Here is a 2063-nt window from a genome sequence, read left to right as displayed (position 1 = left end):
ATGATCCGTAAGGGGCAACTCGCCGGACGGACACTTCCCGCCCACCGACAATTTATCAATTTGGCAGGCTAGTTTTGTCCGCCAATCAGGCCAAACTCAGCTCTTGTAAATATTTGCGACAAAACCATCAAAATTCTCGTTAGAGTTTGGTAGATCAGAAAAAGAAAAATTCTTGAATTCACTAAGCAATGCCGAAAAAGAAGAACTTAAAAACCAAATTCTTGAAGAGGTTCAACTTGATGGTATGTGGATTATAAAAAAGATTCCTCAGTTTGAGCTAAGGAGAGATCAATATATTAAGCAGAAGTTGACCGAGGCGGGTTTTTAGTTGAAACTTAAAAACTAGAATGACAAAAGAAAAATACAGCTATCTAATACCATGCTACCGTTTTAATTTTAACAGGCAATGATTATGCAAATAACGATTGATTTACCCGATAATTTGACAGAAGAATTATTGGAAAAACCAGACTTTAAAAAATTTGTTCAGGATGGTATTACAAAAATTTTGCTTGATTATAAAATTCAACAAAATAGCTATACCGCTTTAAAAAATGAACAAACAGACACACCCATTACAAAATCTTTGGTCGGTGTTATACGAAATTGTAATCTTGATGAAAGCGATTATAACAAGCACTTAGAGGAGAAGTATCTTTGAAAATAGTGTTTGATACGAATGTTGTTCTTGATGTATTACTCGCTCGTGAACCTTATTTAGCACTTTCTGAAATTCTTTTTTGTGAAGTTGAAAAAGGAAATATTCAAGGTTATTTGTGTGCTACAACCATAACAACGATAGATTATTTTTTGGCGAAGTCAGGCAATAGAGAAACTTCAAAAGTGACTATTGGTAAGCTATTAAAGTTATTTTCGATTGCAGAAGTTAATCATTTTGTTCTTAAAAAAGCACTGGCTTTAGATTTTTCCGATTTTGAAGATTCCGTTTTGTATCAGTCTGGTGTCTGTATGGATGTAGATGGTTTTGTAACCAGGAACAAAAAAGATTTTAAAACCGCTTTGTTGCCTGTTTATAGTCCAAGTGAATTGTTGGAATTAATTAAAAATTAATTTGTGGGGAAATAAAAAAGCTGTTCCTTTCGGAACGGCTTTTTATCTTTCTTTAACGGTCGATCACAAAGTCGAACATATCGGCTTGGATGCCACTATTTGAATCTCCTTTTTGTTTCTTCTTTTGTTTTGGTTTTTTGTGGTCTGCCATTGGTTCTATGGGCGGTAGCTCAAGATCAATGGCGAAGCTTTCAGACGGCTCCGGCTCTTGGTTAACGTAGGCAATATCATCGGTAGGCTTTGGGGTTTCCGGCTCGTCAGTAGCCCCAAAGAGGCCAGAAATGGCATCGGTTAAACTTCGTGTCCTTAACCGATTGTTCCAACCCATCAGGTGATAGGCGGGGGTGTAGTACACTTCCCGAAAATTCAGGGTGAGGGTGTTGCCGATGATCACCTCCGCCGGAATGTGCCAAAGCGATAGCTGTAGGTAGCACATGAATCCGGCGAGGCGGTCGATGTCAATGCACTGGACAAACAGCTTTTCCGCTGGGTTCATGCTTTTTTTGAGCATTTCATTGACGAAAGCCAAGACCATCCCACCTGCACCGCAAGCGGGTTCGCTCAGGGTGATAAAGGGTTGAGTCATGTTTTCCAGCACATCACCGTAAACCAGTTTTGACATTAAAAGGGAAATTTCGTGCGGGGTGAAGAACTGGCCGTTATTCAGGTTTCCCAGTGGTTTTGTCGCAAATATTTACAAGAGCTGAGTTTGGCCTGATTGGCGGACAAAACTAGCCTGCCAAATTGATAAATTGTCGGTGGGCGGGAAGTGTCCGTCCGGCGAGTTGCCCCTTACGGATCATGTGGGCGGTTTCTATCCCGTCGAGGGTGGCCTGCGCGGAACGGAAGGCTTTGAACCCCAGCATGGGGTTAATTAACCGTTGCGGCCTGGCAAGGCTGCATAAACTAGCGGGTGTGAATCCCGCCCAGGTAATCGCTAGCCACGAGCCTGGTATCGAGCCATGCAGGCATATCGGTAACGATGTGCTTGA

4 protein-coding genes and 1 pseudogene are annotated in these 2063 nt (G+C 41.5%); 3 read left to right on the top strand and 2 right to left on the bottom strand.

Annotated elements, in window-relative coordinates; genetic code table 11:
• Window positions 1-172: 172 nt before the first annotated feature.
• The 3 genes from AADEFJLK_RS24810 to AADEFJLK_RS22095 all read left to right on the top strand — a co-directional run bounded on the left by AADEFJLK_RS24810 (window position 173) and on the right by AADEFJLK_RS22095 (window position 1071).
• Window positions 173-328 (top strand): hypothetical protein, encoded by a 156-nt coding sequence (locus tag AADEFJLK_RS24810; protein ID WP_170065221.1) that lies wholly within the window; start codon window positions 173-175, stop codon window positions 326-328.
• An 84-nt stretch (window positions 329-412) separates the two neighbouring features.
• Window positions 413-661 (top strand): hypothetical protein, encoded by a 249-nt coding sequence (locus tag AADEFJLK_RS22100; RefSeq protein ID WP_146054706.1) that lies wholly within the window; start codon window positions 413-415, stop codon window positions 659-661.
• Between the two features lie 5 nt (window positions 662-666).
• Window positions 667-1071: a PIN domain-containing protein gene (locus AADEFJLK_RS22095; RefSeq protein ID WP_249028118.1), complete on the top strand. Its 405-nt coding sequence runs from the start codon at window positions 667-669 to the stop codon at window positions 1069-1071.
• Window positions 1072-1123: 52 nt separating this feature from the next.
• On the opposite strand, the gene AADEFJLK_RS22090 is transcribed toward AADEFJLK_RS22095, so the two are convergent.
• Both AADEFJLK_RS22090 and AADEFJLK_RS25735 read right to left on the bottom strand, forming a co-directional pair.
• Window positions 1124-1738, bottom strand: a complete 615-nt coding sequence (locus AADEFJLK_RS22090) for an N-6 DNA methylase (protein WP_282957378.1) — start codon at window positions 1736-1738, stop codon at window positions 1124-1126.
• Between the two features lie 64 nt (window positions 1739-1802).
• Window positions 1803-2063: pseudogene (locus AADEFJLK_RS25735) on the bottom strand (hypothetical protein); the annotation flags it as partial.

The organism is Methylovulum psychrotolerans, from assembly GCF_002923755.1.
GTDB lineage: Bacteria > Pseudomonadota > Gammaproteobacteria > Methylococcales > Methylomonadaceae > Methylovulum > Methylovulum psychrotolerans.
The sequence above is the reverse complement of the archived record's forward strand: the minus strand, read 5'-3'. Positions and strand labels throughout refer to the sequence as shown.